Annotated in this window: 26 protein-coding genes and 4 pseudogenes; 16 read left to right on the top strand and 14 right to left on the bottom strand. The window is 72.2% G+C overall.

The annotated features are described in order from the left end of the window. Positions 1-325 precede the first annotated feature (325 nt). On the top strand, positions 326-2,140 hold the full coding sequence (gene thiC / locus ACWGJO_RS22070) for a phosphomethylpyrimidine synthase ThiC (RefSeq protein WP_452186096.1): 1,815 nt from the start codon (positions 326-328) through the stop codon (positions 2,138-2,140). A gap of 109 nt (positions 2,141-2,249) precedes the next feature. Here the strand turns inward: thiC and ACWGJO_RS22065 are convergent, their stop codons facing one another. After that, positions 2,250-2,681 carry a hypothetical protein gene (locus tag ACWGJO_RS22065; RefSeq protein WP_452186094.1) on the bottom strand — a complete coding sequence of 144 codons (432 nt, stop codon included), beginning with the start codon at positions 2,679-2,681 and terminating at the stop codon, positions 2,250-2,252. A 449-nt stretch (positions 2,682-3,130) separates the two neighbouring features. On the opposite strand from ACWGJO_RS22065, the pseudogene ACWGJO_RS22060 reads away from it, so the two are divergent. Further along, positions 3,131-3,814: pseudogene (locus ACWGJO_RS22060) on the top strand (ice-binding family protein); the annotation flags it as partial. A 711-nt stretch (positions 3,815-4,525) separates the two neighbouring features. Here ACWGJO_RS22060 and ACWGJO_RS22055 read toward each other — a convergent pair. Next, entirely contained in the window at positions 4,526-4,771 is a 246-nt protein-coding gene (locus tag ACWGJO_RS22055; protein WP_452186130.1) for a hypothetical protein, read from the bottom strand. Between the two features lie 470 nt (positions 4,772-5,241). Here ACWGJO_RS22055 and ACWGJO_RS22050 point away from each other — a divergent pair, with 470 nt between their 5' ends. Continuing rightward, positions 5,242-5,394 (top strand): thiamine biosynthesis protein ThiC, encoded by a 153-nt coding sequence (locus ACWGJO_RS22050; RefSeq protein WP_401056382.1) that lies wholly within the window; start codon positions 5,242-5,244, stop codon positions 5,392-5,394. Positions 5,395-5,488: 94 nt separating this feature from the next. Here ACWGJO_RS22050 and ACWGJO_RS22045 read toward each other — a convergent pair whose 3' ends face one another. Continuing rightward, on the bottom strand, positions 5,489-5,914 hold the full coding sequence (locus tag ACWGJO_RS22045) for a CBS domain-containing protein (protein WP_452178383.1): 426 nt from the start codon (positions 5,912-5,914) through the stop codon (positions 5,489-5,491). A gap of 259 nt (positions 5,915-6,173) precedes the next feature. Here ACWGJO_RS22045 and ACWGJO_RS22040 point away from each other — a divergent pair, with 259 nt between their 5' ends. Together ACWGJO_RS22040 and ACWGJO_RS22035 are read left to right on the top strand one after the other, a co-directional pair. Next, positions 6,174-6,662 (top strand): DUF5994 family protein, encoded by a 489-nt coding sequence (locus ACWGJO_RS22040; RefSeq protein ID WP_452186092.1) that lies wholly within the window; start codon positions 6,174-6,176, stop codon positions 6,660-6,662. Positions 6,663-6,816: 154 nt separating this feature from the next. Then, positions 6,817-7,050: pseudogene (locus ACWGJO_RS22035) on the top strand (SRPBCC domain-containing protein); the annotation flags it as partial. Positions 7,051-7,144: 94 nt separating this feature from the next. Here the strand turns inward: ACWGJO_RS22035 and ACWGJO_RS22030 are convergent. After that, positions 7,145-7,531: a VOC family protein gene (locus ACWGJO_RS22030; RefSeq protein WP_359905153.1), complete on the bottom strand. Its 387-nt coding sequence runs from the start codon at positions 7,529-7,531 to the stop codon at positions 7,145-7,147. Between the two features lie 129 nt (positions 7,532-7,660). On the opposite strand from ACWGJO_RS22030, the gene ACWGJO_RS22025 reads away from it, so the two are divergent. Continuing rightward, entirely contained in the window at positions 7,661-8,587 is a 927-nt protein-coding gene (locus tag ACWGJO_RS22025) for a LysR family transcriptional regulator (RefSeq protein ID WP_452186089.1), read from the top strand. A 48-nt stretch (positions 8,588-8,635) separates the two neighbouring features. On the opposite strand, the gene ACWGJO_RS22020 is transcribed toward ACWGJO_RS22025, so the two are convergent. Further along, a complete protein-coding gene (locus ACWGJO_RS22020) occupies positions 8,636-9,472 on the bottom strand; it encodes a helix-turn-helix domain-containing protein (protein ID WP_452186087.1) in 837 nt (278 codons plus the stop codon). Between the two features lie 101 nt (positions 9,473-9,573). Between ACWGJO_RS22020 and ACWGJO_RS22015 the strand changes: the two genes are divergently transcribed. Continuing rightward, positions 9,574-10,170, top strand: coding sequence for an NADPH-dependent FMN reductase (locus ACWGJO_RS22015; RefSeq protein ID WP_452186086.1), 597 nt, complete (start codon positions 9,574-9,576; stop codon positions 10,168-10,170). A gap of 65 nt (positions 10,171-10,235) precedes the next feature. On the opposite strand, the gene ACWGJO_RS22010 is transcribed toward ACWGJO_RS22015, so the two are convergent. The 5 genes from ACWGJO_RS22010 to ACWGJO_RS21990 form a co-directional block, all read right to left on the bottom strand. Beyond that, complete coding sequence (locus tag ACWGJO_RS22010; RefSeq protein WP_452186084.1) at positions 10,236-10,799, bottom strand: hypothetical protein; 564 nt, start codon at positions 10,797-10,799, stop codon at positions 10,236-10,238. Between the two features lie 215 nt (positions 10,800-11,014). Continuing rightward, positions 11,015-12,556 carry an alpha/beta hydrolase family protein gene (locus ACWGJO_RS22005; protein ID WP_452186082.1) on the bottom strand — a complete coding sequence of 514 codons (1,542 nt, stop codon included), beginning with the start codon at positions 12,554-12,556 and terminating at the stop codon, positions 11,015-11,017. 141 nt (positions 12,557-12,697) lie between these two features. After that, entirely contained in the window at positions 12,698-13,573 is an 876-nt protein-coding gene (locus ACWGJO_RS22000; RefSeq protein ID WP_452186080.1) for a hypothetical protein, read from the bottom strand. A gap of 297 nt (positions 13,574-13,870) precedes the next feature. After that, positions 13,871-15,322 carry a metallophosphoesterase gene (locus ACWGJO_RS21995; RefSeq protein WP_452186078.1) on the bottom strand — a complete coding sequence of 484 codons (1,452 nt, stop codon included), beginning with the start codon at positions 15,320-15,322 and terminating at the stop codon, positions 13,871-13,873. Positions 15,323-15,494: 172 nt separating this feature from the next. Further along, entirely contained in the window at positions 15,495-16,652 is a 1,158-nt protein-coding gene (locus ACWGJO_RS21990) for a LacI family DNA-binding transcriptional regulator (RefSeq protein ID WP_359905133.1), read from the bottom strand. A 340-nt stretch (positions 16,653-16,992) separates the two neighbouring features. Between ACWGJO_RS21990 and hisC the strand changes: the two genes are divergently transcribed. The 5 genes from hisC to ACWGJO_RS21965 all read left to right on the top strand — a co-directional run bounded on the left by hisC (position 16,993) and on the right by ACWGJO_RS21965 (position 22,497). After that, a complete protein-coding gene (gene hisC / locus ACWGJO_RS21985) occupies positions 16,993-18,072 on the top strand; it encodes a histidinol-phosphate transaminase (protein WP_359905131.1) in 1,080 nt (359 codons plus the stop codon). Between the two features lie 329 nt (positions 18,073-18,401). Continuing rightward, positions 18,402-19,778 carry an efflux RND transporter periplasmic adaptor subunit gene (locus ACWGJO_RS21980; protein ID WP_452186076.1) on the top strand — a complete coding sequence of 459 codons (1,377 nt, stop codon included), beginning with the start codon at positions 18,402-18,404 and terminating at the stop codon, positions 19,776-19,778. Between the two features lie 8 nt (positions 19,779-19,786). Continuing rightward, entirely contained in the window at positions 19,787-20,611 is an 825-nt protein-coding gene (locus tag ACWGJO_RS21975; protein WP_452186074.1) for an ABC transporter ATP-binding protein, read from the top strand. After that, positions 20,608-21,819: an ABC transporter permease gene (locus tag ACWGJO_RS21970; protein ID WP_452186072.1), complete on the top strand. Its 1,212-nt coding sequence runs from the start codon at positions 20,608-20,610 to the stop codon at positions 21,817-21,819. Before ACWGJO_RS21975 ends, ACWGJO_RS21970 begins: the two co-directional genes overlap by 4 nt. A gap of 12 nt (positions 21,820-21,831) precedes the next feature. After that, a complete protein-coding gene (locus tag ACWGJO_RS21965) occupies positions 21,832-22,497 on the top strand; it encodes a hypothetical protein (RefSeq protein ID WP_452186070.1) in 666 nt (221 codons plus the stop codon). 84 nt (positions 22,498-22,581) lie between these two features. Here ACWGJO_RS21965 and ACWGJO_RS21960 read toward each other — a convergent pair whose 3' ends face one another. Next, on the bottom strand, positions 22,582-22,833 hold the full coding sequence (locus tag ACWGJO_RS21960) for a hypothetical protein (protein ID WP_380353909.1): 252 nt from the start codon (positions 22,831-22,833) through the stop codon (positions 22,582-22,584). Positions 22,834-22,948: 115 nt separating this feature from the next. After that, a pseudogene (locus tag ACWGJO_RS21955) lies at positions 22,949-23,410 on the bottom strand (ATP-binding protein); the annotation flags it as partial. Here ACWGJO_RS21955 and ACWGJO_RS21950 point away from each other — a divergent pair. The 3 genes from ACWGJO_RS21950 (at position 23,409) to ACWGJO_RS21940 (ending at position 25,147) form a co-directional block, all read left to right on the top strand. Then, positions 23,409-24,275, top strand: a complete 867-nt coding sequence (locus ACWGJO_RS21950) for a helix-turn-helix domain-containing protein (RefSeq protein WP_452186068.1) — start codon at positions 23,409-23,411, stop codon at positions 24,273-24,275. The pseudogene ACWGJO_RS21955 and the gene ACWGJO_RS21950 sit on opposite strands and share 2 nt — an antisense overlap. After that, on the top strand, positions 24,268-24,474 hold the full coding sequence (locus ACWGJO_RS21945; protein ID WP_452186066.1) for a DUF397 domain-containing protein: 207 nt from the start codon (positions 24,268-24,270) through the stop codon (positions 24,472-24,474). Before ACWGJO_RS21950 ends, ACWGJO_RS21945 begins: the two co-directional genes overlap by 8 nt. A gap of 85 nt (positions 24,475-24,559) precedes the next feature. Continuing rightward, the gene (locus ACWGJO_RS21940) at positions 24,560-25,147 is read left to right on the top strand and encodes a GNAT family N-acetyltransferase (RefSeq protein ID WP_452186064.1); all 588 of its coding nucleotides are present in this window, start codon (positions 24,560-24,562) and stop codon (positions 25,145-25,147) included. A 63-nt stretch (positions 25,148-25,210) separates the two neighbouring features. On the opposite strand, the gene ACWGJO_RS21935 is transcribed toward ACWGJO_RS21940, so the two are convergent. Then, positions 25,211-25,597: a hypothetical protein gene (locus tag ACWGJO_RS21935; protein ID WP_452186062.1), complete on the bottom strand. Its 387-nt coding sequence runs from the start codon at positions 25,595-25,597 to the stop codon at positions 25,211-25,213. Positions 25,598-25,734: 137 nt separating this feature from the next. Then, a pseudogene (locus ACWGJO_RS21930) lies at positions 25,735-25,836 on the bottom strand (VOC family protein); the annotation flags it as partial. Positions 25,837-26,046: 210 nt separating this feature from the next. Here ACWGJO_RS21930 and ACWGJO_RS21925 point away from each other — a divergent pair. Continuing rightward, positions 26,047-26,448, top strand: a complete 402-nt coding sequence (locus ACWGJO_RS21925; protein ID WP_452186061.1) for a hypothetical protein — start codon at positions 26,047-26,049, stop codon at positions 26,446-26,448. Positions 26,449-26,492: the final 44 nt, after the last annotated feature.

Genomic DNA, 26,492 nt, shown 5'->3' with positions numbered 1-26,492 from the left:
GGCGATGTCGAACCGGCCCCCGGAGCCGACCGGGACGGTGGCGTGGTCGGGGACGTCCAGCCCCGGGGGTATGGGGGCGGGGTGGGACAGGTCCGGCCGCGGGGCCCGGTCGGCGCGGCCGACCGGGCGGGGTGGGGCGCTCTGGACCTGCGGCGATCGGCTCGCTACGGTGTTGGGCGTCGTGTGCAGGCAACACCGCCTGCGACGCGGGAGCTCGGAGCACCGGGCTGAGAGGACGCTGACCGGGACGTCGACGGACGGACCGACGGCTGCGTCGACCGCAGGAACCTGACCGGGTAATGCCGGCGTAGGGAGTAGAGGTCAGATGACCACGTTCGAAGCACAGCCGCAGTCTGCCCAGGGCGCCCCCAGCAGCGAGCGCACCGGCTACCCGACCCCGGCCTGGCGCAAGGCCTACCGCGAGGGGTCGCGCCCCGACCTGCGCGTTCCGTACCGCGAGGTGCGGCTCACCAACGGCGGGTCCGTCCCGCTGTACGACACCTCCGGCCCGTACACCGACCCGTCCTTCGAGCCCGATGTGCGGCGCGGCCTGCCCGCCCTGCGGGACGCCTGGATCCGCCAGCGCGGCGACGTCGAGGAGTACGACGGCCGCGAGCCGCGCCCCGAGGACGACGGGATCAAGCACACCTCGCCGCGCGGCGGGAACCTGCGCAACCTGGACGCCGTCTTCCCCGGCCGGCCGCGTCGTCCGTTGCGCGGTCGCGGTGGCACCGCAGTCACCCAACTCGCCTACGCCAAGCGGGGCGTGGTGACGCCGGAGATGGAGTTCGTGGCGCTGCGCGAGGGCCTGGCACCGGAGTACGTGCGCGCCGAGGTGGCTCGCGGCCGGGCCGTCATCCCGGTCAACGTGAACCACCCGGAGGTGGAGCCGGCCGTCATCGGCACCAACTTCCTGGTGAAGATCAACGCCAACATCGGCAACTCCGCCGTGACCTCCTCGATCGAGGAGGAGGTGGAGAAGATGACCTGGGCCACCCGCTGGGGCGCGGACACCGTCATGGACCTCTCCACCGGCCGCAACATCCACACCACCCGCGAGTGGATCCTGCGCAACTCCCCGGTGCCGATCGGCACCGTGCCGCTCTACCAGGCCCTGGAGAAGGTGGACGGCAGGGCCGAGGAGCTGAGCTGGGAGGTCTACCGGGACACGATCGTCGAGCAGTGCGAGCAGGGCGTCGACTACATGACCGTCCACGCCGGCGTGCTGCTGCGCTACGTCCCGCTCACCGCGCGCCGCAAGACCGGCATCGTCTCGCGCGGCGGCTCGATCATGGCGGCCTGGTGTCTGGCCCACCACCAGGAGAACTTCCTCTACACCAACTTCGAGGAACTCTGCGAGATCCTCGCGAGCTACGACGTCACCTTCTCGCTCGGCGACGGCCTGCGCCCGGGCTCGATCGCGGACGCCAACGACGAGGCGCAGTTCGCCGAGCTGAAGACCCTCGGCGAGCTCGGCCGGATCGCCCGCGAGCACGACGTCCAGGTGATGATCGAGGGGCCGGGCCACGTCCCGATGAACAAGATCAAGGAGAACATGGATCTCCAGAAGGAGATCTGCGACGAGGCGCCGTTCTACACCCTCGGCCCGCTGACCACGGACGTCGCCCCCGGCTACGACCACATCACCTCGGGCATCGGCGCGGCGATGATCGCCTGGTGGGGCACCGCGATGCTCTGCTACGTGACCCCCAAGGAGCACCTGGGCCTGCCCAACCGGGACGACGTCAAGACCGGTGTGATCACCTACAAGATCGCCGCCCACGCCGCCGACCTGGCCAAGGGCCACCCCGGCGCCCAGGCCTGGGACGACGCCCTCTCCGACGCCCGCTTCGAGTTCCGCTGGGAGGACCAGTTCAACCTGGCCCTCGACCCGGAGACCGCCCGCGCCTTCCACGACGAGACCCTCCCCGCCGAGCCCGCCAAGACCGCGCACTTCTGCTCGATGTGCGGCCCGAAGTTCTGCTCGATGAAGATCTCCCAGAAGATCCGCGACGAGCACGGCGACGGTTCCACCGCCGTGGACACCGAGTTCGACGCCGAGGCCCTGGCGGGCATGGCCGAGAAGTCCGCCGAGTTCGCGGCCCAGGGCAACCGGGTCTACCTCCCGCTGGCCGACTGACGGCAGGTGCCGAGGCGCTGTGCTGGGACCCCGACGGTGGTGTCCGGCACAGCGCCGCGCACGTTCGGGTGCGCGGGTGGAATCCGGTGGGCGGATTCTCGGGTGTAGGTCAGAGCCCGAGGATTTCGCGAATGAGGCCGAGCTTGCGCTCCGGGGAGAGATTCTGGGGACGGCCGGTGAGCAGGCCGTTCAGGACCGCGGGGACGTCGGAGCCGTCGGGAGCCTGGACCGCGTCGATGACCTGGCAGCGCAGGCCGCCGTCCCGGAGGAACACCCACAGGTCGTGTTCCTTCCGCGGCTCGCCGTTCTCCCTCGGGGAGAGCCGCCACGCCGGGAACCAACCGAGCCCCTTCTTGGTAAGGCGTTCGGCCAGTTCTTCCAGGACGTACTTGCCGAGTCTTCGGTAGCCGACTTCCGCGCGCAGTTCACCGAGGGTGACCCTGAGCAGGCCACCTGCGGCACGGCAGCGCTCGGCCACCGTGCCGGCGTCGCCGGCGGCCGCAGTGAGCGCCTCTTCCTGCGGATTCGTTAGGTCGTTCATGATCGGGCCAACGATTGGGATCACGGGGCGATACGTGATTCACCGGCCCGGGCGCGGCCAAGAGGAAAAAACGGTACTGCTATGGCGTTGGCGGCGACCCGGGTAGCCCCCATCCCCCCGGCCGACAGCTGCCGGCCGTCGGCTGCCAGTGGAGGGACAAACCCGCCATTTGGTACGTAGACGAATGACGCTGCGGGATGGGGGCCATTCCCCGATCGGCGCTGGTGCGTCACTCCGTTGCATCTTTATCACTCTCTTCTTTTCATGTTGTTGTTGCACGGTGTAGTGAGTTGGTGACTCTCCATCACCTGCCCTGGTCGGCTCCCGATCGTCGAAAGCCCTCCGGCGCGAGTGCGAGGGCGTGAGGCCTGACCGGAAACCACCAGCGGCGCTCCGAATGCCCTCTTCGGGTGACGGAGTTCAACGGCGACAAGAAAGGGTCCTGTCCTATGGCAGTCGATGCCATGTTGTCCGCTCCACCGGGACGAGGGCGTAGACGCACTCGACTCGCGGGGGCGTCCGTCCTGCTGTCCGGACTGACGTTGCTCGCGACGGCCGGCCTGGTCCCCAGCCCCGCGCACGCCGCAACCGCACCGGTGGGGCTGGGGACTGATACCAGCTATGCGATCCTGGCGGGCTCAACCGTCACCAACACCGGCCCCAGCGTCATCAACGGCGACCTGGGACTCTTCCCGGGCACCAGCGTGACGGGCTTTCCCCCCGGAGCCGTGAACGGGGTTCAGCACGTCAACGACGCGCAGGCGGCGCAGGCCCAGTCCGACCTCGTCATCGCCTACAACGATGCCGCCGGCCGGGCCCCCACGGCCATCCTGACCTCGCCCGGCGACATCGGAGGGCTGACGCTGACGCCCGGCGTCTACAAGGCGAGTTCGTCGCTGAACCTCACCGGGACCGTCACCCTCGACGCGATGGGCGACCCGAACGCCGTCTTCATCTTCCAGATCGGCTCCACCCTCATCACAGCTCCGTCGAGCGTCGTCAGCCTGGTCAACGGAGCACAGCCCTGCAATGTGTTCTGGCAGGTCGGCAGCTCCGCCACCATCGATGTCGACTCCTTCTTCAAGGGCAACATCCTGGCCCTCACATCCATCAGCGTGAACCACGCCTCGGTGATCGAAGGCCGTGCCCTGGCGCGCAACGGCGCTGTCACTCTGGACGACAACACCATCACGAGGGCGGCCTGCACCGTCGGCCCGCCCGGACCGAGTGGCCCGCCCGGACCGAGCGGCCCGCCCGGACCGAGCGGGCCCGCCGGTCCTCCCGGTGCTGCCGGTTCCCCGGGGGCACCTGGACCTAACGGTGCTCCGGGGGTGGCGGGCTCCCCGGGCGCTCCGGGTGCTCCCGGCCCCAACGGTGCTCCCGGTGCCCCTGGTGCCAATGGTTCGCCCGGTGCTCCGGGTGCTCCTGGCCCCAACGGTGCTCCCGGTGCTCCGGGTGCTCCGGGTGCTCCCGGCCCCAACGGTGCTCCCGGTGCCCCCGGTGCCAATGGTTCGCCCGGTGCCCCCGGTGCACCCGGTCCCAATGGTGCTCCGGGGGTGGCGGGCTCCCCGGGCGCTCCGGGCGCTCCGGGCGCTCCGGGCGCCCCCGGGCCCAACGGTGCTCCCGGCGCCCCCGGTGCACCTGGTCCCAATGGCGCTCCTGGCGCCCCCGGTGCGAATGGTTCGCCAGGGGCTAACGGCTCGCCGGGGGCTAACGGTTCGCCGGGTGCCAACGGTTCGCCCGGGGCTAACGGTTCGCCGGGTGCCAACGGTTCGCCAGGGGCTAACGGTTCGCCCGGGGCGAATGGCTCCCCGGGTGCCAACGGTTCGCCGGGTGCCAACGGCTCACCCGGTCCTGCCGGTCCTGCTGGTCCGGCCGGTCCTGCCGGTCCTGCTGGTCCGGCCGGACCGCCCCAGTCTCCAGGCGGTCACGGCGGTCAGGGTCACGGCGGCCATGAGCAAGGTGATCACGGGAAGGAGCAGGGCAACCACGGCAACGTTCCGGCCGACCACGGGAACGGCAATGGCGGTCACGAACAGGGCAACCACGGCAACGTTCCGGCCGACCACGGCAACGGCAATGGCGGTCACGAACAGGGTGTGCCGGTCGTGCGTCCGCACGAGTCGGGGCAAGCACTCGCTGCCACCGGCTCCGACAAGTCGATCGTCATGGCGGTCGGTTCGGCGGCCGCCGTCGTGCTGGGAGGCTCAATCCTCATCCTCGTGAGGCGCAGCGGACGAGCCGCAGCTCGCCGTCGGCACTAGCCCTCGCCGTGATGGGCGGCGCGCGTCAGGAGTGGGTCCACTTCCCGCCGACGGACTGACGCTCGTCCACGCGTGGCGCTGTCCCGGGTAGCCGGAAGGCCGTTCGAGACAGCGCCACGCCCTTGGCCGGAACGGTGGTCGGATCGGTGTTCCCGGCCTGTTCGCGGGCTGATCGGCCTGACCCGGCACTTGTCCGTCGCGGCGGCGCGCCAGGCCAGTCCTGCGGTCGCGTGGGTGGGCCCATCGGGGCGTCGGTCCAGCGACAAGGTGTTGGTCTCGGCCCGAAGTTCTGCTCGATGAAGATCTCCCAGAAGATCCGCGACGAGCACGGTGACGGATCGACGGCCGTCTCCAGCGGGTTCGATGCCGAGGCCCTGGCGGGCATGGCCGAGAAGTGGGCCGAGTTCGCGGCCCGGGGCAACCGGGTCTATCTTCCGCTCGCCGACTGACCATGCGCGTCGTCGACCCTGCTCCGGGAGCCGGACGGGCTTCCCGGAGCAGGGTCGGCAGGTGCCTGGTGCGGGGCCGGCCGGGTGCCGTGGGTCACGCGGGCGCGGCGGTGAGCAGGCCGGTGGCGCGGTCCGCGGTGAGCACGCCGAGGATGTAGCCGTCCTCGTCGACGACGGGCCAGACCGCCAGGTGCTTGATCCGCATGGCGATCGAGGCCAGGGTCAGGCCCATGGTCGGCCAGGCGAACGGGCCGCGCTGGTGGGTGGTGGCGCTGACGGCGGTCCGCTCGGTGTACCAGGAGCGGGTGAGGAACGGGTGGAGTCCGGTGCGGGTGACCAGCCCTTCGCACCGGCCGTCGTGGCCGCGGACGAGGAGGTAGTCCAGGTGGGCGCCGCGGAGGATGTCGTCGGCCTGGTCGACGGTGCTGTCGTCGGCGATCTGGTAGTCGCAGGGTTCCATGGCGTCGGCGACCGTGAGGCCGTGGCCGGGCCGTGCGGGCTGGGGCGTGCGAGTGGTCACGGCATTCACCGTTCCCGTCTCCGGCCGCCCGCCGGGGCGGGGTCTGCCGGGCTGTCCTGCACCCAGAACGAAGCCGGAACGGGGACCGGGATGCGGGATGCCCTGGATGTCTCCGAGGCTACTCCTGCGGTGGTCGGCCCGGGGGAGGTTACGGCGGAGTAGCGTGGGGAGTAACCGAGGACATTCCGGACACCGGCATCAGCGTCGACGTCGCCCTGGGTCATGACGGGTCCCTCGTGGACCGGACGGGCGGCCTCAGATGATGCCGATCCCCCTCCCCATTCCTTCCTCCCCCGGGCCGTGGACGGCGCCCGGTGCCCCGCTGCTGCCGCGCTTGGAGCTGGAGCCGACGATGTCGCGGGAGGGTGTCTTCGACGGGGCCTGGTGGCCCCGTTCGAACGAGGTCCTCGCCGAACTGCCGGACCTGATCACCGCGCTCGGCGCCCACTTCGGGCGCATCCTGCGGGTCGGCCTCGACACCGAGGCCTGGGACGGTGTGCCCCGGTCCGTCGCCGCGAACGGCCTGGTGGTGAGGATCAACTGGTTCGCCGGCAGCGACGCGACGATCAGCGTCACCCGGGGCCTCCAGGACCACTTCCTCCTGCTGGTGGTGCCGCCCGGCACCGACCCGACAACGGCCGCCTCGGCGATGGCCGGAGCCTCCGCGACCGGGAACCACACTCCGGCGGCGGAGCTGCTGCTCGGCCGACCGCTGGTCGTCGTCGCGCCCGGCCGGATTCACGGCTGAAGCCGTCCTCGATGAAGACCTCCCGGCCTCGATGGAGAACGCCGGTGGAGAACACCAACGGGAGAGGTCGTCGGGAGAAGTCGTCGAAAACCTTCACGGCGAGCGATGAGTTTCCGGGACACCCGGCGTCTACCCCTGTGCGAGCGACGGACGTGACCACGGAGGAGATCCCGAGATCACCGAGATCCGGGTCGGCGAGTTCTTCGCGATGGTGGAGGAGGGCTCGGGCATGCGCTCCACCCTCACCTTCACCGGTCTCGACGGGGGCGGAACCCGGGTGGTGCTGCACCAGACCGGGGTGCCGGAGATGTTCCGCGGCCCGGAGGCCGAGGCGGGGCTCAACTCCAGTTTCGACCGGCTGGTCGAGCACCTCGCCGGCCGGAACTGACGGGTGCGGCGCTTCCGGCGTGCCCGCCCCGGGCCACCCCCGTGGGCCCGGGGCGGGCACGCTGTCCGTTGGCCGTGCGCCGGGGGGTGAACGGTCAGTTGGCCGCGTCCTGGGGGTACCAGCGGAGCTCGACGGTGTTGCCGTCCGGGTCCTGGACGTAGACGGAGGTGGCGGTGCCGCGGGCGCCGTAGCGGGGGACGGGGCCCTCCAGGACGGTGAAGGTGCCCGCGTCGATGACCTCCTGCCAGTCGAGGGGCTCGACGGTGAGGCAGAAGTGGTCGACGTTGGACTCGTGCCGGGGGCCGTGGGCCAGGTCGATGATGGTCTCGGCGCTGACCCGGATCGACGGGAAGGACACCTTGCCGGCGCGCCATTCGTCGACGCGGACGGGCTCCAGGCCCAGGAGGCCGGCGTAGAAGGCCAGCGAACGCTCGACGTCGGCGACGTTGAGGACCAGGTGGTCGAAGGCTACGACGCGCATGGGTGATCGGCTCCGCTCGGGTGGGGCTGTCGGGGACGGGTTCAACGATCCTCTCGGCCGGGCGGGTGATCAATGCGTGATCGCCGTAGGATCGTTGAGCCGGATTCAACGATCGAGGGGTGGGGCGGGATGCTGGAGCGGTTGGAGATCGAGGTCTTCCTCGCGCTCGCCGGGGAGCTGCACTTCGGTCGGACCGCGGAGCGGCTGCACCTGACCACCGGGCGGGTCAGCCAGGTGGTGAAGAAGCTGGAGCGCCGGATCGGCGGGCAGTTGTTCGACCGCACCAGCCGGTCGGTCCGACTCACCCAGGTGGGGCGGCAGTTGGCGGACGACCTGGCCCCGGTGGTGGCGGCGATGGAGGCGGCGCTGCGCCGGGCGGAGGACGCGAACCGGGGCGTCACCGGGGAGCTGCGGGTGGCGTTCCTCGGCGAGTGGACGGCGCCGGTGCTGCTCAAGGCGGCCGCGCTGTTCGGCGAGCGGCATCCGGACTGCCGGGTGGACGTGCGGGAGGTGCAGCTCTCCAACTCCCGGGCGAGCCTGGTCGACAGTTCGATCGACGTCCTGATCGCCTCCTACCCGTTCGACGGCATGGCCCGCGGGCCGGTGCTGCTGACCGAGCGGCGGGTCCTCGCGGTGGCGGCCGGGCACCCCTTGGCCGGCGAGCGGTCGGTGTCGCTGGAGGTGCTCGCGGACCACCCGGTGGTGCAGTACCCGGAGGTCACCTCGGCGGGCTTCAAGCGCGACCGCACCCCCGGCCGGACCCCGTCCGGCCGCCCGGTGCCCAAGGGGCCGTCCGGCGGCACCTTCTCCGAGATGCTCAGCCTGGTCGCGATGGGCCGCGGTGTCCTTCCGGTCGGCGAACACTCCCGCCGCTACTACCCGCGCCCGGACGTCGCGTACGTGCCGATCCACGACGCGCCCCCGATCGAGCGCGGCCCGGTCTGGCTGGAGAGCAACACCACTGCCCGGGTCCGCGCCTTCGTCCGGGCGGCCACCGACGCCGTCGCGGAGTCGGTCGACCGGGCGACGCCGTTGTGCACGGTGGCGGTGGAGTGACCGGTTCCGGCGGGGTAATCGGTGCCGGCGGAGTGGCCGGTGGGGGCTTCAGGAGATCGCGCGCAGCCGGGGCCGCTCCGGGGCGAGCAGGCGGTCGAGGTGGGCGGCGGTGTCGTCGTCGGCGGGGAGCAGGACGAGGAGCTGCTGGGCGTCGTCGGTGAACTCCAGGGTCTCGCGGTGGAGCCGGAGTTCGGGGCCGGACGGGTGGTGGAGGCGGAGCGGGCCGCGGCGGGGGACGAGGTGGTTGCCGACCCGGCGGGTGAACTCGGGGCCGGCGAGCGGGGCGAGTTCGGTGCTGAGCCATTCGGCGGACTCGACCGAGGGCCCGAGCCAGATGTCGAAGGCCTGCTCGTCGGCGATGTCGTCCCAGTCGGCGAACAGGGTGCGGGCGCGCGGGTCGGTGAAGACGTAGCGGGTGAGGTTCGGGGCCGGGGCGTCGAGCAGTCCGGCGGCGCCGAGGACGGCCGCGTAGCCGCTGGTGTGGGCGAGGATGTCGCCGAGGCGGTTGGTGACGGCGGCGATGCCCGGTTCGAGCAGGCGCAGGGTCTCGCGGACGGTGGGGCGCAGCTCGCGCCGGGCGGGGGCGGGCCGGGTGTGGCCGGTGCACGCGCCGCCGGTGATCTTGGTGAGGTAGCGAACGTGGTTGCGCTCGGCGGGGTCGAGGCTGAGGGCGTCGGCGAGCGCGTTGACCACGGCGGTGGAGGGGTTGCGGTCGCGGCCCTGCTCCAGCCGGGTCAGGTACTCGACGCTGATGCCGGCCCGGACGGCCAGGTCGGAGCGGCGCAGGCCGGGTGAGCGGCGGCGGCCGTGGTCGGGCAGGCCGAGCGTCTCCGGCTGGATGCTGTCCCGTTTGGCGCGGATGAAGTCCCCCAGTGGTGTGCCCATATGGCGAGCGTACGGTTGATCGTCGCGCGGAGGGTGGCCCTGCGGGGGCCAGCCTGGGCACGGCCTGGTTGCGGCCGTGCGGCGGGCGGAGAGTGGTCGCCATGGAGACGAACACGCACAAGCTGGTGATCATCCTCGGCAGCGTCCGGGAGGGCCGGTTCGGCCCGGTGGTGTCCTCGTGGGTGGCCGAGCAGGCCGCCTCGCACGGCGGCTTCGAGGTCGAGGCAGTGGACCTCGCCGAGGTCGATCTGCCGCTCGAACTTCCGGCCGCCTCGCCGAAGTTCGCGGGTGACGGTTATCCGCGTCCGGCCGGGATGGCGAAGCTGACCGAGGCCCTGGAGGGCGCCGACGCCTTCGTCGTCGTCACGCCGGAGTACAACCACAGCTACCCGGCCTCGCTGAAGGCCGCGATCGACTGGCACTTCACCCAGTGGACGGCCAAGCCGGTCGCCTTCGTCAGTTACGGCGGTGCGGCCGGCGGCCGGCACGCCGTGCTGCACCTGGAGAACGTGCTGACCGAGCTGCACGCGGTGACCATCCGGGACGGCCTGGCCTTCCCGAACTACTTCACTGCCTGGGCGGACGGCCGCCCGAACGACCCGCAGGCTCCCGGCTACGCCAAGGTCCTGCTCGACCAGCTGTCCTGGTGGGCGGGCGCGTTGAAGAACGCGCGGGCCGCCGCGCCGTACCCGGCATGACCGGAGCGGAGAAGGGGCGGAACGGGGAAAGGTAGTGGGGAAGGGGCCGGAGCGGGGAAGGCACCTCAACCCGCCCTGCGCCGACGGTAGTAGTGCACGGTGAGCGCGGCGAGCAGCGGTCCCCAGGCGGCCAGCGGCAGGTAGCCGGCCCAGAACACGACGGTCTGCCAGCCGTGGGTGATCAGCCCGATGTTCCGGTCGCCCCGGATGGTCAGGCCGAGCGAGAACATCACCATCGAGTACGGGAAGACCATCAGCACCGCCGAGCCCAGCCCGGCCGGGACCACGGCGGCGAGCACCGGGACCGGGCGGCCGCCGAGGACGGGGATCCAGCGCGGCCACACCTCGCCCCAGCGGGCGACCAGGCCGAAGCAGAGGAGCGCCAGCGCCTCGCTGACCACGCTGAGCGCGAGGATGTACGCCCAGCCGCCGTCGAACGGGGCCGGGTCCTGCTCCGGCGGCGTCGGGCCGTGGTCGAGCAGCGGCAGCCCGAGGATGAAGCCGCCGATCCGCCAGAGGCAGGACGGCAGGACCGCCAGGGTGATCGCGTAGCCGGTCCGGACCGCCCAGCGGGGTACGCCCGGTGCGGGTGTGCCGTGCAGTCGTGCCGCGATCGTCCGTGCGCCCATGGTTCCGCCTCCGGCCCGGGCGGACGCCGTCCGTCCGCCACCGGCTCCGACCTTCCCGGAGCGCGCGGGCGGGGGCGTCCTCACCCGGGCTGAAACCGGGCGGGCCCGCTCCCCCGGGCGGGGGAGCGGGCGGTCGCCGCGGTGGGAGGCCGCGGGGGCGGGAGGTTGCTGCGGTCGGGAGGCCGCGGCGGTAGGAGGTCGCCGCGGTGACGAGGTCAGGGCAGCAACAGCCCCCAGGACAGGGCCCAGGGCAGGAACACCACCCCGGCCAGCAGCAGGGCGCCCAGCCGGACCCGGTCGGCCGCCGGGGCGGCGGCCAGGGCCGCCCGCTCCCGCCGGGCGCCGACCGCGGCGACGGCGGCCGCCCCGAGCGCGAACAGCGCGAGCAGCTGGACGGCCAGCCAGACCACCGGGCGGCCGAACAGGACCGGGCCGGGGAACATCGCGGCGGTGACCATCAGGAAGAGCAGGTACCCGAGGGCGCCCAGGAGGGCGGCCGTCCCGGTGAGGGCGGCCCAGCGGGCGGCCCGGGGCAGGGCGGCGGGGTGCGGCCGGCGGCGCAGGCGGCGGGCGGCGCCGGTCAGCGCGTAGCCCGCGAAGCCGGTCAGGCACAGCAGGGTGGCGACGGCCTCGACCCAGGTGGACTCGTACCAGGGGAGCGGATCGAGCGCGCGGCTGTGGATGTCCTGCTGCGGGGCCGGGTCGGCGGAGGCGGTGGGCAGGCCGGTGGCGAGCCGCTGGATCCAGGCGGATTCGGCCTCGTCGTAGTCCGCCGGGAGCCGGTCGGGCCGGTCGTAGCCGTCGTCCGCGGTGAGGTGCAGATTGTGCCGGACGTCGGGGACGGTCCGCAGCGTGTAGTGGGTGTTGCCACCGCGGTCGAGGGCCCGGCGGATGATCGCCGCGCTCTCCTCGGGGGCGGCCTCGCGGTCGAGGGTGCCCCACTCGGCCAGGACCGGCTGCCGGACCCGCTCCCACACCGGCACCGGATCGTAGTCGGCCTCCGGGAAGAGCCCGGCGGCGGTGAGCTGTCGGACGGAGGTGTCCGAGAGCGCGTCGACCAGCGAGCCGTGGACGCCCGCGTGGCGCAGGTAGCCCCGGTACGCCCAGGCCTGTTGGCGAGCGGGGGTGAGGCCGACCGCGCCGACGGTGACCAGGTACGTCACCTCGGTGGAGCGGGTGGCGGCGAGCGAGGCCACCCAGGCGCCCTCGGACAGGCCCCACAGGCCGACCCGGTCCGGCGCGACCTCCGGCCGGGCGCGCAGCAGCCGGACGGCGGCCAGGGCGTCCTCGGCCAGCTGCCCGTAGTCCCGGTGGGTCATCGAGTAGCCGTCGGTGCGCTTGTCGAAGACCAGCGTGGTGACGCCGTGCCGGGCGTACGCCTCGGCGGCGGCCCGCAGTTCGGCCAGCGGGCCCGGCCCGGCCCCGGGGACCATGACCAGCCCGGGGCCGCGGGTGCCGGCCGTCGCGGCGGGGGCGGCCAGCAGCAGGCCGTGCAGGACGGTGCCGTCGGCGCCGGTGAAGTCGACCGGGCCGGCGACCGGATCGCCCGTCGCCGACGTGGTGTTCGCCGACGTGGTGTTCGCGGGTGTGGCGCTCGCGGGTGTGGTGCTCCCCGCCGTGCCGTTCCCCGCCGTGCCGCTCACGGCCGCGGCGCCCGCCGGTCCGCCGGTGAGGAGCAGCCCCGGCAGGGCCGCGAGTAAGGCGGTGAGCAGTAGCGCCGCTCCGGTGCGTGCTGGTCGGACGGGTCCGGTGCTCATCGCCGCTCTCCCCCGGTCGTTCTCCACTTGTGGGTTCCAGCCTGGCGGGCGGCGGAGTCCGGGGCGATGGTGGTCGCACCCGGACCGGGGGTGGGGATGTCCCCCGGAAGCGCCCCGGGCACCCGGGGCGTCGCGGAGGGCTCAGCGGACCTCGTCGGGCCCGGTGAAGTCGGGCGGGGTGTACCCGGGGCCGGTGAAGTCGGGCGGGGTGAAGGCGGCCGGGCGGGTCGTGCGGCCCCGGGGGTCGGTCAGCCCCTCGGGGCCGGGGCTGGTGAACGCGGGCGAGGTGTAGCCGGGGCTGCTGAAGTCGGGGCCCTCGTAGCCCGGGCTGTCGTGGCCGGGGCCGTCGTAGCCGGGCCGGGCCGCCGGGTCCGGCACCGGCGGCAGCGCGTCGAGCAGGTACGGGAGGATTCCGCGCTCGCGCAGCGCGCCGCGCCACTCGCGGTGGGCGTCGCCGAGTTCGGCGGCGAGCTCCGGGTCGGTGCCGGCCGGGGCGGTCGCGGCGCCTTCGCGCAGGGCGGTGAGCAGCAGCCCGATGACGCCGATGGCCATCGCGGCGACCCCGGCGGCGAGGGCCACCCACCCGGCTGTGACCAGGGAGCGGGCGAGGGCGAGGTTCGGACCGGCGGCGCGCAGCAGGTAGCCGATCAGCAGCAGGAACAGGGCGGCGGCCCAGGCCAGGATCGGGGTGAGCACGGTGAGGACGGGGAACAGTCCGGCGCCGCCGCCCCCGGAGCGCAGCTGGCTGAGCAGCCCGGGGGCGGCCGGTTCGCTGCCGGGCGGCGGTGGGGGCGTGCTGTGCAGGCTCTCGCGCAGCCGGGTGTAGTGGGTGTACTCGGTGGCGGCCGCGGCGTTGACGCGGTCGGCGTCGCGCAGGGCGCGGATGCGCAGCTGGTCGGTGGTGAGTGCGCCGGGTGTGCGCAGGGCGGTGAGGACGGTGCGGTCGCGCAGGGCTTCCGTGAGGAGGCGCTCGTACTCCGGGCGGTCCTCGGCGAGCAGTGGCGGGGGGTTGGACATGGGAACCCCGTTCGTGCGGACCCCGTTCGCTCCGTCCCGGGGGCGCGCGGCCCTCAGGACGCCGAAACGGGCGCGGAGGCGGGCCGCCGGACGGGCGGCCGGGTGTGGTGTGCCTCATGGTAGGGGCGGGCGCGGTCGGGCTGACAGTCGGTTTCCGGAATTTCGCGCCCCGGGACGCGTGCGTGCGACCGCCCGAGCGCCGGGAACAACTGTTCTACGGCGATGGTCGGTTGACGATCGGTCGGCAGCCGATGGGCGATCCGTGCGAGCGATCCGGCCGATGGACGGCCGCGCGCCTCAGCCGATGGGCAGCCGGGCGACCAGCAGCCGCCCCTCCATGGTGACGCCGCCGTCCATCGCCACCGCGAGGTCGTCCGCGTACACGTACGGCCCGGGGATGTGCGGCGGCTGGCCGTCGTCGTTGTGCACCGCGCCGGTGAGGTAGGGGATGGGGCTGTGCCCGTGCACGATCCGGCTGCCGCCGTAGGTGTCCAGCAGCTCGTGGACGGCCATCGGGCCGGCGTCGCCGCGGAAGGCGAACCGCTTGGTGAAGCGGCGGAAGCAGTCCCACCACTCGTCCACGCTGCCGTCGGCGAGCAGGCCGTGCACCGCGTCGTTGACGTCGGGGATGGACTCGCCGTACTCCAGGTACGCGGTGGTGTCGGAGTGCAGCAGCAGGTGGCCGTCCTCGACCGCCATGGCGGGCAGCCGGGAGAGCCAGCTGATGTGGTGCGCCTCCAGCCGGTCCAGGTCGCTCTGCTGGCCGCCGTTGAGGCGCCAGGCGGCGAGGAAGGAGGCGGTGCCGGCGGTGGACTGGACGGGCTCGTCGCCGTACTTGGCGGCGCCGAGGAAGAGCAGTTCGTGGTTGCCCATCAGGGCGCGGCAGTAGCCGCCGGCCGCGGCGGCCTCGGCGGCCAGCTGCATGACCAGGTCGATGACGCCGATGCCGTCGGGGCCGCGGTCGGTGAAGTCGCCGAGGAACCAGATCCGGGCGCGGCCGGCCGACCAGTGGCCGTCGGCGTCGATCAGGCCCTGGCCGTGCAGCGCGGCGCGCAGCTCCTCCAGGTAGCCGTGCACGTCGCCGACGACGTAGACCGGGCCGGGGGGCTCGCCGGGGCCGGGGGCCGGGTACGGGTAGGTCGGCGCGGCGGGGTCGGGCAGCGGCGGGCCGAGTTCGATGGTCGGCGGGTCGTCGCGGCCGTCGAGCCCGAGTGCGGGGGAGGGCTGGTCGGGCAGGGTGGGTTCGTAGCCGGCCTGGTCCCGGCCGTCGTAGCCGCCCTGCTCCCGCGCGTCGTAGCCGCCCTGGTCCTGGCCGTCGTAGCCGGCCTGCTCCCGGCTCTCGTAGCCGCCTTGCTCCCCGCCCGCGTAGCCCGTGCGCTCCTCGTACCCGGGGCCGTCCTCGTAGCCGCCCTGCCCCTGGTGTCCCTGGTGCTCCTGCTGTCCCCGGTGTTCCTGATGTCCCTGCTGCCCCTGGTGCGAGAAGGCCGGGGCCTGGTCCATGCCGATGCCCTGGGCGTGCACGGTGTGGCCCTGGCCGTCGGCGGGCCAGTGCTGCTCCAGGTAGCGGGCTCCGCCGTAGCCGCTGTAGGTCTCCCCGTCGTGGCCTTCCCCCTCGTAGGGCGCGGCGGGGTAGCCGGTGGCGGCGTCGGGTTCGTAATAGGTGCCGTACGGCAGCACGTCGAGGTCCGGCTGGTGGCGGGGGACCGAGTGGGGGTGCTCGGGCCCGGGGAAGCGGTCCTCGGGTGTCATTCGCCCATCATAGGAAGACCACTCTCCCGGCGTCGTCACCTGGTGGGTATCCAATCCTCCGGAGCGTCAGCCGGGCGGTCCCGCAAGGTCCGTTTTGTCCCGGCTCGGCATGGTCTCGTCGGCTGTGGCGGGGCTGCGCGGCCCCGCCTCGGGGCCGCTGCGGCGTGGTGGTCTATACCTCGCCCGGGGCCCGGGGCGGGCTGACGGTGGTGCGTGGACTCCGGCGCTGGGAGGACGCGCGGACGATCAGCTCGGTCGGCATCAGGGTGCCGGGCGGCGGCCCGGTGCCGGCGGTGCGGAACCGCGGCGGGAAGAGCCGGGCGATGTCGACGCCCGTCCCGGAGTCCACGCCCTCGATCGCGTCGATGAGCAGGTTGACCACCGTGGTGCCGATCTTGCGCGGCTTGAGCGAGAGCGTGGTGATCGGCGGCTCGGTGGTCGCGTAGACGTCGCTCTCGCTGCAGCAGACCAGCAGCAGGTCGTCCGGCACCCGCAGGCCGTAGCGGCGGGCGGCGGCCAGCAGGTCGGTGCCGTTGGGGTCGAACAGTCCGTAGACGGCGTCCGGCCGGTCGGGGCGGGCGAGCAGCCGGTCGGCGGCGACGGCGCCGGCGGCCGGGTCGTGCGCCGGGTAGGTCTCGTAGACCGGCTCCTGCCCGACCTTGGCGCACCAGCCGAGGTAGGCCTCGGTGGAGAGCCGGGTGTAGGTGTCGGTGCTGGTGCCGGTGAGCAGGCCGATCCGGCGGGCGCCGGCCTCGGAGAGGTGGTCGAGGATGCCGAGCACGGCGGCCTCGTGGTCGTTGTCGACCCAGGCGGTGACCGGGCAGTTGCCGGGCTTGCCGTCGCTGACCACCGGCACGCCGGACCGGTACAGCTCGCTCACCAGGGGGTCCTGGTCGGGCGGGTCGATCACCACGGTGCCGTCCAGGGCGATGTTGCCCCAGACGTCGTGGCGGGAGGAGGCGGGCAGCACCACCAGCGCGTAGCCGCGGCCCAGGGCGGCGCTGGTGGCGGCCCGGGCCATTTCGGCGAAGTACGCGAACTCGGTGAAGGTGAACGGCTCTTCACCGTAGGTCGTGACGGTCAGGCCGATCAGGCCGGACCGTCCCGTGCGCAGGGTGCGGGCGGCCGCGGAGGGGCGGTAGCCGAGGCGCTCGGCGACCTCGCGCACCCGGCTGCGGGTCTCGTCGGGCAGGCGGCCCTTTCCGTTCAGCGCATCGGAGACAGTGGTGATCGACACTCCGGCGGCTGCTGCCACATCCCGGATGCCGGCCCGCTCCAGACGCCGTGAGGTGGTGGGACGCCGACCGCTCTGGTTGGCTGCTGCTGTCATGGCGGACCGATCGTATGGCTCCTGACAAGGGTCTGTGACCGGCGCATCGGAAGCCCCCGGAGATACGTTTCTCCAAGAGTGAGCCGGGGTGCGCCCCTTCGATACCCGCCTGAAACCAGGCCTCTTACCTCTGACATGTGCCAAAGGAACCGGGCAGAATGGCTGATCTGCGCCTGTAACCCGACCGGGCATCTCACTCCTACGGGTGAGGGCGGTCGGTATCGTGCAAAGCACCCGACCGGGGAGTCCGGGCGCGTCACGAGGTCCGGGCACGGAGGCGACCCCGTCCGTGGCGGGCGAGCGCACCGGAGAGTTCCGCAACTGGAAACGGAGTACGACCGTGAGCAGTGGTACGTCAGCGCAGGGCCCGCGGCTGCGGCCGACCCTCGACGGCATCCCCACGTACAAGCCCGGCAAGCCGGCCGGCGCGGACGCCTACAAGCTGTCCTCGAACGAGAACCCCTACGAGCCGCTGCCCGGTGTCCTGGAGACCGCGGTCAAGGCGGCCGGTTCGCTCAACCGCTACCCCGACATGGGGGTCACCGAGCTGACCTCGGTGCTGGCCGAGCGCTTCGGGGTGCCCGCCGAGCACATCGCCACCGGCACCGGCTCGGTCGGCATCGCCCAGTCGCTGGTGCTCGCCACGGCGGGCCCGGGCGACGAGGTGGTCTTCGCCTGGCGCTCCTTCGAGGCGTACCCGATCGTCGCCACGGTGTCCGGGGCGACGCCCGTCCCGGTGCCGCTCAAGGCGAACGGCGACCACGACCTGGACGCGATGCTCGCCGCGGTCACCCCGAACACCCGGCTGATCTTCGTCTGCAACCCCAACAACCCCACCGGCAACGTGATCCACCGCGCCGAGCTGGAGCGCTTCCTGGACGCCGTCCCCGGCGACGTCCTGGTCGTGGTGGACGAGGCCTACATCGAGTTCATCCGCGACCCCGAGGTGCCCAACGGCATCGACCTCTACCGGGACCGCCCGAACGTGTGCGTGCTGCGCACCTTCTCCAAGGCGTACGGCCTGGCGGGCCTGCGGGTCGGCTTCGCCATCGCGCACGAGCCGGTGGCGGCCGCGCTGCGCAAGGTCGCCACCCCCTTCGGCGTGAGCCGGATCGCCCAGGACGCCGCCATCGCCTCGCTGCGCGCCGAGGAGGCGCTGCTGGAGCGGGTCGAGGCGCTGGTCGAGGAGCGCACCCGGGTGGTGGCCGGACTGCGCGCCCAGGGCTGGGAGATCCCGGACTCGCAGGCCAACTTCGTCTGGCTCTGGCTCGGCGAGCGTTCGCCGGAGTTCGCCGCCGCGTGCGCCGAGGCCGGCGTGATCGTGCGGCCGTTCCCGGAGGGCGTGCGGGTGTCGATCGGCGAGGCCGAGGGCAACTCGATCTTCCTGTCGGTGGCGGAGGCCTTCCGCAAGTCGCTCTGACGTCCTGTTGGTGATCGCAGGGGCGTGCCGGTCCTCCGGTGCGCCCCTGCGGCGTTTCCGCACCCCTGGGGTGTCGCGGGCCGTGCGGCCGCGTTCCGCACGGCTGCCGCAGGCCCGGCCCGACTCCGTGAGAACGCCCTCAGAACGTCCTGCCGGATGCCTGGAGGTCGCTGGGAGCCCGCTGGGAGTTGCGCCAACGGCCGCCCACGGGGCGGCCAAGGCGCCCGCACGGGAGGGGCGCTCTGTCCGCAATGCCCGGATCCGGCCGGTCAGGCTTCTCCCAGCCGGCGTCCAGGACGACGCAAGAGGGCCCCGGGAAGCTGTCCCGCATGAAGGTGCTCCCACGGCGGCGAGGCGCCGTCCTCGTCAATTCCGCGCTCGGCGTGGCCCTGCTGGGCGGTGCCGCCCTGGTGTACGCCACGGTCAGCGGCAGCTCCGGCCCGGCTTCCGCGAAGCCCGTGGCCCGTACCGCGACGGTGTCCAAGGGCACCGTCCTGGCCACCGTGTCCGGATCCGGCACCCTGGTCTCACCGACCGACGCGGCCCAGGACTTCACCACCGGTGGCAGGCTCACCGCGGTCGAGGTCGCGGTCGGGGACGCCGTGAAGAAGGGCCAGGTGCTCGCCACCGTCGACACCGCGGCGGCCCAGCAGCAGGTGGACGCGGCCCGGTCCGCGCTCACCACGGCCCAGGCCAACCTCACCAAGGCCCAGGCCGGGGTCACCACCACGACCACCGAGCAGCTGCCGGGCGCCACCTCCGCCGCCTCTCCGGGCGCCGGGGCCGGCAGCGGTGGCCGCGGGGCGGGCGGGAGCAGTACGCCCGCCCCGCAGACCACCACCATCACCACCACCAAGGTCGACGACGCGGCCGTGGCCCAGGCGCAGCAGCAGGTCGCCACCGCGCAGACCGGCCTCGCCAACGCCCAGGCGGCGCTGACCGGCACCACCCTGACCGCCTCGGTGGACGGCACGGTCGCCTCGGTCTCCGGCAAGGTCGGCGACACCGTCGGGGCCACGGGCTCCGGCTCCTCCTCGTCCTCCTCCACCAAGTCAACCGGCAGCGGCGCGAGTTCGACGTCCGCTCCGAGCGGCTTCATCGTGCTCACCAACCCGACCGGGATGCAGGTCACCGCGAACTTCTCCGAGCTCGACTCGCTCAAGCTGAAGAAGGGCGAGGCGGCCACCGTCACCCTGAACGCCCAGTCCGACACCAAGCTCAACGCGACCGTCCTGTCGGTCAGTTCGCTGCCCACCAGCAGCGGCTCCGGCGGCGCGGCCGGCTCCGCCGCCGTCCAGTACGCGGCCACGCTCCAGATCACCGGCGACACCAGCACGCTGCGCACCGGCCTCAGCGCCACCGTCCAGGTGATCACCGGCGAGGCCGACAACGCGCTCTCGCTGCCCACCTCCGCCCTGTCCGGCACCGGAACGTCGCGCACCGCGACCCTGGTGCAGCCGGACGGCGCCTCCGAGCGGGTCACCGTCGGCGTCGGGGTCGAGGGCGACAGCACGGTGCAGGTGGTCTCCGGGCTGAAGGAGGGCGACAAGGTCGAACTCCCCACCACCAGCGGCGGCAACGGCTTCCCGAACGCCTCATTCCCGGGCCTCGGCGGCAACCGCGGCGGGGCCGCGGGCGGCGGGGTCTTCCCGGGCGGCGGCGGCGGTGGCGCCGGTGGCGGGGCCGGTCGCGGCGGCAAGGGCTGAGACCGATCATGCGTCACGTCATCGACAAGCGCGTCCCCGCGTATCCCGTCCCGGTGATCCGGATCCGCCGGCTCACCAAGGCGTACGGGCACGGCGACGCCACCGTGCACGCGCTGCGCGGCCCCTCCGACCCGGCGACCGGCGAGCCGCAGGGCGTCGACCTGGACATCGAGCAGGGCGACTTCGTCGCCGTGATGGGCAGCTCCGGCTCCGGCAAGTCCACCCTGATGAACATCCTCGGCTGCCTGGACGTCCCGACCGCCGGCCGCTACCTGCTGGACGGCACCGACGTCGGACACCTGGACGAGCAGCAGCTCGCACTGGTGCGCAACCGCAAGATCGGCTTCGTCTTCCAGTCCTTCAACCTGGTGCCCCGCACCACCGCCCTCGCCCAGGTCGAGCTGCCGCTCGCCTACGCGGGCGTCCGCACCGCCGAACGGCGCCGCCGGGCGATGGCCGCGCTGTCGCTGGTCGGGCTCGCCGAGCGGGCCGGGCACAAGCCCAACGAGCTCTCCGGCGGCCAGCAGCAGCGCGTCGCGGTGGCACGGGCGCTGGTGACGGCGCCCGCGATGCTGCTCGCCGACGAGCCGACCGGCAACCTCGACAGCCGCTCGACGGAGGAGGTGCTCGCCCTGATCGACGGGCTCAACGCCACCGGCCGCACGGTCGTGCTGATCACCCACGAGGACGAGGTCGCCCGGCACGCCAAGCGGGTGCTGCGGCTGGTCGACGGGCAGATCGTCAGCGACCTGAGGCAGGCGCCCGTGGAGGGGCCGCCGCCCTTCCTGGATGCGGCGTTCGCGCAGACCGCGGTCGCGGAGGTGTCGGCGTGATCCTCTGGCAGACGCTCCGCTTCGCGGTCGGCGGCCTGGCCGCCAACAAGGTGCGCTCGGCGCTCACCATGCTCGGGGTGCTGATCGGCGTGGCCTCGGTGATTCTGCTGCTGGCGGTCGGCAACGGCTCGTCCGTGGCGGTCAAGGACTCGATCACCTCGCTCGGCACCAACTCGCTGACGGTCAGCTCCGGTTCGGCGAACGGCGGCTCCCGGGCCACCTCCGCGGTCAAGAAGCTCACGGTCGCCGACGCCAAGGCGCTGGCGAGCGACGGCGACTCGGGCGCCATCAAGTCGGTCGCCCCGGTGGTCACCACCAGCGGGACGGCGCTGTACGGGAACATCTCGTACAGCCCCGGCTCGATCGTCGGCACCTACCCGTCGTACTTCGAGACCGCCAACCAGAAGGTCACCCACGGCGAGTACTTCACCGACGACGACGTGCTCAACTCGCGCAAGGTCGCGGTGCTCGGCGCGACGACCGCCAAGCAGCTGTTCGACACCGAGAACCCGGTCGGCAAGTCCGTCGTCCTCGGCGGCACGCCGTTCACCGTGGTCGGCGTGCTCCAGGCCAAGGGCGGCAGCGGCTTCACCGACCCGGACGACGTGGTCGTCGCCCCGCTCCCGACGGTGCAGAACGCCTTCACCGGCTTCGGCTCGGTCAACCAGATCCTGGTGCAGGCCTCGAACGCCGACAGCACCACGGCGGCCCAGTCCGAGATCACCCGGGTACTGCTCGGCACGCACGCCATCGCCGACCCCGCCAAGGCGGACTTCCGGATCACCAGCCAGGCCTCGCTGCTCACGGCGCGGGAGAGCACCACCAAGACCTTCACCGTGCTGCTCGGCGCGGTGGCGGCGATCTCGCTGCTGGTCGGCGGGATCGGCATCACCAACATCATGCTGGTGACGGTCACCGAGCGGACGCGCGAGATCGGCATCCGCAAGGCGCTCGGCGCGCCGCGCGCGGTCATCCTCGGGCAGTTCCTCACCGAGTCGACGCTGCTGTCGGTGATCGGCGCGGGGCTGGGTGTGGCGGCCGGGATCGCCGGCTCGCACTTCAGCATCGTCGGCATCAAGCCGGTGGTGATCCCCGAATCGGTGCTCGGCGCGTTCGCCATCGCTGTCGCCATCGGGCTGTTCTTCGGCAGCTACCCCGCCAACCGGGCCGCCTCGCTGCGGCCGATCGACGCCCTCCGGCACGAGTAGGACTCCACTGTCATGAGCAAAGAGATCGCCACGGTCAGCCCGGACACCGGCACTCCGGCCGAGCAGGTCGCCCTGCTCGCCACCCCGCCGGACGCCCGCGATGTGAGCGCCGAACTGGCCGCGCCGCCCCGGCGGAAGCTGCCCTGGCTCAGCCTGGTGCTGGCGGGCGGCGTGATCGCCAGCGGGGCCTTCGCGGGCGGGGCCTGGTACCAGCAGAACAACGGGACCCCGGGCGGCGGGAAGTCCTCCGCCCGGCCGGCTGCTGCCGCGGCGGCTCCGGGCGGCGGCTACGGGCAGGGGCAGAACGGCTCCCGCCGTGGCGGGCAGGGGCAGGGTGCGGGCCAGGGCGGGCAGGGCCAGGGCGGGCAGGCCGGCTTCGCCCGGGGCACGGTCAAGGCCGTCGACGGCAACACGGTGTACCTGACCGACACCAACGGCAACACCATCAAGGTCACCACCGGCGACGCGACGAAGGTCCAGCTCAACAAGGAGGGCAAGGTCGGAGACCTGCAGCCCGGCCAGAGCGTGACCGTCGTCGGCACCCCCGACGCCAGCGGTGGCTACACGGCCAGCCAGCTCGTCGAAGGCGCCGCCGGCGCGGGAGGCTTCGGTGGCTTCGGCGGTGGCGGTGGTGCCGGGGCCGGTGGCGGCGCTCCCAGGAACCCGTCCGGCGGCTGACCCGGAGCCGACGGACGACCGCGAGGCCCTCGCCCCTTCGGTGGGCGGGGGCCTTCGCATGTGCTCAGCGCGGTACGAGGCGCCTCACCGGTTCCACACCGACTCCCGGTCCAGGTCCCGGAGCAGGTGGAGGAGGTTGAGGAGAGTGCTGACGGGCGCGTTGCCGAAGTCCACCAGGAGACGCCCGTCGAGGATGGTCTCACCGGCGGAGGCCGAACCCCAGAGCAGCCCGTACGGGAGACCGCGCCGGTGCAGCTCCCCGAGCAGGACCGTGATGTGCGCGGCGGTGAAGTCCCGCATCCGGGGGTCGTCCGGCGCGACCGGTTCGCGGGTCACGCGACGGAGTCCAGCTCGTACCAGACCGTTTTGCCGCGCTTGTGGGGGTCGACGCCCCAGCGGTGGGTGAGCCCGGAGACGAGCTGGAGGCCCCGGCCGGTCTCGGCGAGGAGGGGAGCGGGCGTTCGTGGGGGAGGCTGGCGCTCTCGTCCGCGACGCAGACCCGGAGGGTGCGGTCGTCAAGGGAGAAGTAGACGACGGGCGAGGCGGTGTGGGCGTGCCGCCACGCGTTGACGATGAGTTCGCCGAGGGCGAGTTCGGCGTTGAAGATGGTCTCGGTGTCCCAGGCGGCGCGGGTCAGGACGTCCCGCAGGGCCTGCCGGGTGAGGGTGAGGGAGGGGGTGTTCAGGGTGCACACAGGAACCTCCGAGAGGCATGAGTGTGGAGGGGGAAGCCGTGAGCCAGGCCAGGGGGTGGTTGCTCTTCGGCGGGCGGGCAGCAGGCGCCTACTGCGCTGAACCAAAGCGTGTCTGACGATCCATCGGATCGTTCTGAGGATGACGATAGCGCGCGTCGCCACAGATTTGTGGCGATCGGCGAGAAGTTCCCCCGAACGGGGCTGGCAGACTGGTCCCATGGCCCTTCGATCGAACCCAACGCTCCGCCAGTTGAGGTTGGGTGCCGAACTTCGCAGGATGCGGGAACAGGCTGGCCTCGGCGGCAGCCAACTCGCCCGCGCACTGGGCATCAATCCCGCCCACGTGACCCAGATGGAGAGCGGCAAGACCGGCATCAGCGTCGAACGCCTGCGTACGATCGCCGCGTTGTGCATGTGCGTCAACGAGCCCTTGATCGACGCGCTCGCAGACATCATCACGGACCGGGACAAGGGCGGTTGGTGGGAGGAGTACCGCGGAAACCTCTCGCAGGACTTCCTTGAGATGGCCGAGATGGAGAATCGTGCCCATGCGCTCTCCACTTACACCATGGCCTTCATCCCGGGGCTGCTCCAAACCACTGATTACGCTTCTGCGGTCTTTGCCCGAGGATTCCCGCTCCTTCCTCAGCACGAAGTTGACCTGAGGGCCGCCTTCCGCATACGGCGGCAGAGCGTGGTTCGCTCTGGGGAGACTCCGTACTCGGCCTTCATCCATGAGGCTGCGCTACGTATGCAATTCAGTGGGCCCAAGATCCAAGCGGAGCAGCTCGGTGGCCTCATTGAGGACTCCGAACGGTCGAGCATCTCGATCCGAGTCGTACTGTTCGAGGTGGACACTCTTCCGGTCAACCATGAGAACTTCACCTATGTTGAAGGCCCGATCCCCGAGCTTGACACCGTACAGATGGACTCGGGCCTCGACAGTGTGATTTTCGACGCGCCGGCTCATATTGCCCAGTTCCGCTCCCTGCTTGACGGGATCGATTCAGCGGCGCTCTCGGAGGAGGATTCCCGGGAGTTCATTCAATCCATCAAGAAGGATATGGAAAGAAAAAATGCCTAACTCCACCTGGCAGAAGTCAAGTTACTCGGCTGCGAACTCTCAATGCATCGAGGTCCGTCCCGCCGGCGGGGTGATCGAACTTCGTGAGTCCGACGAGGGCGACGTCATCGTCCGTACGACCGCTCGCAAGTTCGCTGCCTTCCTTCAGGGCGCGAAGGCGGGCGAGTTCGACTGCCTGGCCACCTCCCGCGCCCAGTGAACCGTTCCGGCGGCCCCTTGCTCCTCCGCAAGGGGCCGCCGGAAAATCGATGGCCGGTTCGGCGGCACCCGATGAAGATCGCTGGATGCATCCCTTCCTGCAGACCGAGCGTCTCCTGCTGCGGCCGTTCACCGAGGCCGACGTCGACGACCTCTTCGCGCTGGACGACGATCCCGAGGTCATGCGCTTCATCAACGGCGGCAAGCCGGCGGACCGCGAGGCGATCCGTACGCGGACCCTGCCCCGCCTCCTCCACGTCCACCCGTGTTCGGGTACCCGGGGCTTCTGGGCGGCCCAGGAGAAGACCACCGGCACGTTTCTGGGCTGGTTCGAGCTCCGCCCGCTCGACGACCGCGATCCCGCCGTGGTCGAACTCGGCTACCGGCTGAACCGGTCGGCCTGGGGCAGGGGTTGTGCCACGGAGGGTTCGCTGGCCCTGATCGACAAGGGGTTCGCCGACCTCGGGGTGGAGCGGGTCACCGCGAACACCATGGCGGTGAACATGGGCTCCCGGCGGGTGATGGAGAAGTCGGGCCTGTCGTTCCTCCGCAGCTACTTCGGGGACTGGCCGGAGTCGATCCCGGGGTCCGAGCACGGCGAAGTCGAGTACGAGCTCCTCAAGGAGACCTGGGAAGCGCGGGAAGTCGGCCGGTCCGACTTCCCGCGCACGTAGCGGTAGTTCGTGCCGGTGGCCCCTCGCGCCTCGCGAGGGGCCACCGGTCGATGCGGGCGGTGCCTACGGCTGGATCACGAAGTACACCACCATGCCCGCGGTCAGGCACAGGAAGAGCTGCACCATGAAGCCCCAGGTGAGCGGCACTTCGTCCGTGTCGCCGGCCTTGTCGGCCGCGAGCTGCCGGCGAGCGAGCTTCCCGAGGTGCCCGGCCGTCCCGAGGGCCATCGACAGCATCGCCAGCGAGTACATGGACAGCGCACCGGCCGGGTTCATCCCGTTCGTGTGGTAGCGGCCGATCAGGAAGAGCGCTCCGGCCAGCGGTGCCAGGGACACCATGATCCGGTACGTCCGCGTCGGCTGCGGCGGTACCGCCAGCGTCCAGAACAGCACCGTCGTCAGTGCGACGATCCACCACCAGGTGGCCACGCTCAAGCCCAGTGGAGTCATTCCCCCACCCCCCAGGTCACGGACGTTCGTTCACGTCCACTCCCGAGCACACTAGCCACGCCTCCCAGGGCCCTGCGCCGACCGAATCCCGCAAGATCCCGGCCGAGTTGCTTGCCGGATCCCGGCAGGAACGCTCGGTCGAGGCAGAACTCGTTGCCCTCGACGTCCTGCACCGCGAGGCAGGACTCGTTCTTGTCGTCGGCGACCAGCAGTTGCACCCGTGCCGCGCCGAGCGCGACCTGGACGGTCGTTCCATGCACAGGAAGTCGGCCATGCCGACTTCCTGTGCGCGGCAGTCGCGTCGGCGGCCCCTTGCTTCCCGCAAGGGGCGGTCGGTGTTCCCTCCGGGGGGTGGGTCCAGCCCCACCCCGTTGTGGGGCTGGACCCATACCAGGCCGCCCGTCCGCTCCGTAGCGTCGTTCCCACAACGACACGGAGGGGAAAGAACCATGGCGACCACGACCGACCAGGACACCTTCACCACGGTGAAGAAGTGCATCGTGCTCTTCGGCGCCGTCGGCGCCGTCGTCCTCGGCACAGTGGCCGTGATGGCGGCCACCGGCCACCCGACGACCCCGTTCATGTGGATCCGCGGGGTGATCTTCCTCGCCATGGCCCCGTTCCTCCACCGGCTGGCCACCCGTGCCGCCGGCGGCTCCTTCAAGGCCTTCGACCGGGTCCGCACCCTGTCCATCGTCATGCCGATCGCCATCATCGCGGTCGACGCGATCCCCGGCCTCTGCCCGATCTGGTACGCGGTCCTCCAGGGCCTCTCCGCCCTCGCGCTGGTCCCCGTCGCCGTCCTCACCCGAGGCTCCGCCCTGAAGGCGGCCTTCCCCAAGGCGGGCTGACGCTCCGCCCACCAACTCGGCGCGGGAAGTCGGCCGTTCCGACT

Source organism: Kitasatospora sp. NPDC054795, from assembly GCF_053611565.1.
This window is presented reverse-complemented; position numbering and strand designations above follow the sequence as displayed.